The 5,590-nt window shown below is 58.6% G+C and carries 4 protein-coding genes; all 4 read right to left on the minus strand.

Annotated elements, in window-relative coordinates; translation table 11 throughout:
• Positions 1-127: 127 nt before the first annotated feature.
• The gene (locus KSY82_RS10020; protein WP_161115922.1) at positions 128-466 is read right to left on the minus strand and encodes a helix-turn-helix domain-containing protein; all 339 of its coding nucleotides are present in this window, start codon (positions 464-466) and stop codon (positions 128-130) included.
• A 256-nt stretch (positions 467-722) separates the two neighbouring features.
• On the minus strand, positions 723-2,204 hold the full coding sequence (locus KSY82_RS10025; protein WP_022094206.1) for a DUF1846 domain-containing protein: 1,482 nt from the start codon (positions 2,202-2,204) through the stop codon (positions 723-725).
• A 605-nt stretch (positions 2,205-2,809) separates the two neighbouring features.
• Positions 2,810-4,297 (minus strand): YfcC family protein, encoded by a 1,488-nt coding sequence (locus tag KSY82_RS10030; RefSeq protein WP_412766505.1) that lies wholly within the window; start codon positions 4,295-4,297, stop codon positions 2,810-2,812.
• 138 nt (positions 4,298-4,435) lie between these two features.
• Positions 4,436-5,431 (minus strand): ornithine carbamoyltransferase, encoded by a 996-nt coding sequence (argF, locus tag KSY82_RS10035; protein WP_161144739.1) that lies wholly within the window; start codon positions 5,429-5,431, stop codon positions 4,436-4,438.
• Positions 5,432-5,590 lie beyond the last annotated feature (159 nt).

The raw sequence follows: 5,590 nt of genomic DNA on the forward strand, positions 1-5,590 counted from the left end.
AGCTGCGGGAACGGGCTATCCGCCTAATGTGTTCGGCTGGGATCGGAAATCAACCCATTTCTCAATCTTGAAACAAAACGCCGCCCGGTTTCCCAAGCGGCGTCGCTGTGGCAAGGGTTACATGCTGCTATCGATCAGCAACCTCGTCCTCAAGCATTTCTTGAACGAGCATGCCGGTACGGACGCCCTCAAGATACCACTCGCCACGTTCGGTGAGGCAAATGCCATTTGCAAGCTGACCGCCGTCGTCGCTATAACGCGAGACGACATCAATCATGCCTTCGGAATCCAAGCGATCGATTGCGGCGCGGACACGATACGGCGAAACCCCCACGCGCTCGGCAAGCGTTTTGCGCGAGAAACCATACGGCCCGCCATTGTCTTCGGTTTGCTGGTCGATCTCCATCAACACCAGCACCTCGACACGCTTCATATCGTTGACACTCGCACGACCCTTGCCCGCCATAGCAGCCTCCTCAAACCGAGCACGAGCATCTAACGCGCCGTGCGCGACCGACACACCTCACGATGGCAGGTAATATCCATCATGCGGCATCCCGCTAAGGATGAAACAGTTACGGTTATTGTATACCGCTCAAATTGTTTCTAGGCAGGTAAACAGCTATTTTTCGTCGAAATAGGCGCTTTATTGATCAAAAAGCCGTACCGGGCGCTAACCCGATACGGCCAAAATGCAATGCAATTACCGCGGTGCTTCAAACTTAGCGATGGAAGAAACCGCGGCGCTCAAACTTGGGCTCGCAGCACACGTTGATACCCAGTTTGCGCAGTACCGTCTCGTCCGTCGGCGAGATGATCACGCTAAAGAAGGCATCGCAACCGCGCAGCTGCTCCAGGCCCGAAAGGACGCGAGCGGCCGTCTCACTCGTGGCCGAGGTGATCGACAGCGCCATAAGCGTCTCGTCGGTGTGGAGGCGCGGGTTTTTGCTTCCCAGGAAATGCGTCTTGAGCTTGCTGATGGGCTCGATCGCCTCATCGCTAATGACCTCGAGCTCAAGGTCGACGCCCGAGACATGCTTGAGGGCGTTCATAATGAGCGAACTTGCGGCGCCCAGGCGCGTGGAGGTCTTACCGGTCACCACGGAGCCATCGGGCATGACCATGGCACCCACGGGACCACCCGTCAGCTGCTCCCTGGTGAGGGCCGCCGAGCGCGCCGGTGAGTAGTTCTTATCGATGCCGGCTTTCTTCATAATAATCTTGAGACGGTCGACTTGCTCATCGCCCACGCCGGTACGGCGCACATTTTCGACCGCGGTAAAGTAGCGGCGGACGATCTCCATCTTGGAAGCGTCGCGGCAGGCATCGTCATCGGTGATGGCAAAGCCGACCATATTGACGCCCATGTCCGTAGGGCTCTGGTAGGGGCTCTTGCCCAAGATCTTTTCCATCAGGGCACGGACTACCGGGAAGGCCTCGACGTCGCGGTTGTAGTTGACCGTGGTCTTGTTGTAGGCCTCAAGGTGGAACGAATCGATGATATTGGCGTCGTCGAGGTCAGCCGTGGCGGCCTCGTAGGCAATATTGACCGGATGCGTCAGAGGAAGATTCCAGACCGGGAAGGTCTCGAACTTGGCATAGCCGGCGGCGGTACCGTGCTTATGCTCGTGATACAGCTGCGAGAGGCAAGTGGCGAGCTTGCCCGAGCCGGGGCCGGGTGCCGTCACGACAACGAGTGGACGCGTGGTCTCGACAAACTCGTTCTTGCCGTAGCCTTCGTCAGAAACGATCAGATCGACATCGTGCGGATACCCCTCGATGGGATAGTGCAGCTTGGCGGGAATGCCGAGCGCGTTCAGGCGATTGCGGAACACATCGGCGGCGGGCTGGCCGGCGTACTGGGTGATGACCACGGCCGCGACGGCAAAGCCGTTGCCGCGGAACAGGTCAACCAGGCGCAGCACATCCTCGTCATAGGTAATGCCAAGGTCACCACGAGCCTTGTTTTTCTCGATGTGGTTCGCGTTGATCGCGATGATAACCTCGACATCGTCGGCGATGCTCTTGAGCATGCGGAACTTGCTGTCCGGTTCAAAACCCGGCAGCACGCGGCTCGCATGATAGTCATCGAACAGCTTACCGCCAAACTCCAAATAGAGCTTGCCACCAAACTGCGAGATGCGCTCCTTAATGTGAGCAGCCTGCAACTCGATATACTTCGCGTTGTCGAAACCCTGGCGCATATATGGCTCCCGTCCCGTTTCCATTTAATGTTCTAGGCGATTATAACGGAGCCCGCCCTCCCCGATACCCAGACCATCAACAGGCACCAACCAAACACGCCATCGATAAGTTGCGGTGAAATAGTTCCCGTTTAACCCCTCAAGACGGCCAAACAGGAACTATTCCACCGCAACTTCCCCTTTTTGGTTCAAACAAACCTGGCCTTTGTATCAATAATGGAAACGTCGCAGGTTGAGCATAATCCAGCGAAAGCCCGCCAGAGTAGGCAAAGCGCCCTCTGCACCAACAATGGAAAGCGCCGCAGGCAGAGGACGGACAGCGAGCGCCGTCCAGAACGTACAAGTTGGCATGAAAAAGGCGAGGCATAGACCTTTTGGTCATGCCTTGCCTTTTGAATGACAAATTGTCGTTCTGGACGGCGCGTAGCGTCGACCGGTTCCGCGGTTTGGTAAAACCGCGGAACAAAAAGTCGCCCCCTCCCGCGCACGGAACGGAAGGGGGCTAAAGGTAGGAGTCTACCGGTGGGTTTACCCCACCGGACAGACGATGACCAGGTGATCCTTTACAGGATCGTCAAGGTTTCCGTGGGGTACCCGTTGGGTACTTAGAGCAGCACGCAGGCGACGGTCAGGATGACGGCGCAGACGACGGAGAGCGCGACGATGAGCTTAAGGGCAAACTTGAGCCAGGTCGTCCACTCGATCTTGGCCAGGGCGAGACCGCCCATGATGGCGCCGGAAGTCGGGGTGAACAGGTTCACGACACCGATGGCGGCGGAGAAGATCATGACCATGACCTCGGGCGAGAAGCCAAGCTTAACAGCCAGCGGTCCCATGATGGGCATGGAGACGGTGGCCATACCGGAGGTCGAGGGGATCAGGAAGGACAGGCCGAAGTAGACCAGGAAGCTCATGGGAGCGAAGATCACGCCGGACAGGCCAGCCAGGGCATTGGCGGCAGCGTCGAGGACGAAGACGTCGAGGCCGGTGTTAGCCATGAGGACGGAGATACCACGGGCGAGGGCGATAACGAGAACAACGGACATCATGTCGGCAGCGCCGGTGATGAAGGTGTTGACGATCTGCTTCTCGGACAGGCCACCGATGATACCGATCAGGACGGCCATGAGGAAGAACCAGGTGGAAGCCTCGTCGAAGTACCACTGGCCAATGGGCAGGCCGGTGATCAGGGCAGACCAGCCCTGGACGACGGCGTTACCATCGGCGTCGTAGACAGCGCCAGCGTCGAAGAAGTTGGCGACGCCCTCGTTGAGATCGGCCAGCGGAATGAAACCGACGATCATGACGACGAAGGTGAAGGCGAAGGCGATCAGAACACCCTTCTGACGACCGGTGAGCTTGACCTCCTTGTGGACCTCGGAAGCAGCCTTGCCGTGAGCCTCTTCGGCGTCCTTGAGCTCCTGCATCGACAGGATGGTGGAACCCTTGTCAGCCTTGACCTTCTTGGCATAGTTCATCACGAAAACGATGGACATAGCGGTAGTGACAATCCACAGGACGGCACCGAGGCCGATGATGATGGACTGGTTGACCTCAATGCCAACGCCGGTCAGAGCGTCGACGGCAGCGCCGACGGCGAACGGGTTAACCGTGGAGCCCAGGCAGCCGCAGCCAGCGCCGAGCAGGACGGTAGCGGCGCCGACCATGGGGTCGAAGCCAGCGGCCATCATGGTAGCGGCGAGCAGGGCGTAGAAGGGAACGGTCTCCTCGCACATACCATAGGTGGTACCACCGAGGGAGAAGATGAGCATCAGCACGGGAATGAGCATGATCTCGTTGCCCTTAAGCTTCTGCACCAGAACGGCGATGCCGTTGTCCAGAGCGCCGGTCTCGGTCATCATACCGAGGAAGCCGCCCAGGATCATAACGAAGAGGCAGACGGGCAGAGCGTCAGCGAAGCCCAGGATCGGGGCGGTGCAGAAATCGCTCAAGCGGGCTGCAGTAACCGCGCCGCCGGACGTGCCGGAGACGATAACGGTAATCACTGCAACAATTGCCAGCAGAGCTAGAAGAATGGTGAACGATGAAGGCATACCGCGCTTTTTCTTAGCGGTCTCAGTCATGGTTCTCATCCCCCCTTCATAAATCATTTAACTTTCTCGCGCTAAGCGGATCTTCCGTGCCGTGCCTGCCGCTTGATGCGAGATTATTACCAGATAAAACTGCTCGGGGTGTGCAGCAATACACCCCGAGCGAGATGCTAGATGCTCTTACTTGAGCGTGGCGTACATGACAGCCTTGATGGTGTGCATGCGGTTCTCGGCCTCGTCGAAGACCTTGGAAGCGGGGCTCTCGAAGACCTCGTCGGTGACCTCCTGCTCGGTGATGCCGAACTGATCGCACTTCTCTGCGCCAATCGTGGTGTTGGTGTCGTGGAAGCTGGGCAGGCAGTGCAGGAAGATGGCACCCGGGTTGGCCATAGCCATGACCTCGGAGGTAACACGATACGGGGTAAGCTGAGCGATGCGCTCGGCCCAGACCTCGTCGGGCTCGCCCATGGAGACCCACACGTCGGTGTAGATAACGTCGGCACCGGTGACGCCGTCCTTGACGTCGGTGGTCAGCTTGATGGTGCAGCCGTTGGCCTCGGCGATGGGCTTGCAGGCCTCGATGACGTCGTCAGCGGGCATGCACTCCTCGGGGCCGCAGGCCACGAAGTTCATACCGAGCTTGGAGCAGACGACCATGAGGGAGCGAGCAACGTTGTTCTTGCAGTCGCCCATGAAGACGAGAGTCTTGCCCTTGATGTCGTAGTTGAAGTTCTCCTGGACGGTCAGGATGTCGGCGAGCATCTGGGTGGGATGCCACTCGGTGGTCAGGCCGTTCCAGACAGGCACGCCGGACTTAGCAGCGAGCTCCTCGACGTCGTCCTGGGCAAAGCCACGGAACTCGATGCCGTCATACATGCGGCCGAGAACGCGGGCGGTGTCCTCGATGGACTCCTTCTTGCCCATCTGCGACGAACCCGGATCGAGGTAGGTGACGCCCATGCCCAGATCCATGCCGCCGACCTCGAAGGCGCAGCGGGTACGAGTGGAGGTCTTCTGGAAGAGCAGAACGATGTTCTTGCCCTCGAGATAGCGGTGCGGAACGCCAGCGCGCTTCATATCCTTGAAGTTCTTGGAAAGCTTGAGCAGGTACTCGATCTCCTCGGTGGTGAGGTCGAGAAGCTTGAGGAAGCTACGGCCGGAGAGGTTAACACCCATGGTTCGATTCCTTTCGAAGAAATGAATTACGTAAGTATTAGTGTTGCCCGTTTAACGGGCGAAGCCGGTGCGGTTGTAGGGGGACCGCACCGGAAACGGAAAGACTTAGAGGTCCTCGCGCCAGAAGGGCATGCTCATGCAGCGCGGGCCGCCGCGGCC

The organism is Collinsella aerofaciens (assembly GCF_019131995.1).
In the GTDB taxonomy this organism is placed as follows: domain Bacteria; phylum Actinomycetota; class Coriobacteriia; order Coriobacteriales; family Coriobacteriaceae; genus Collinsella; species Collinsella aerofaciens_S.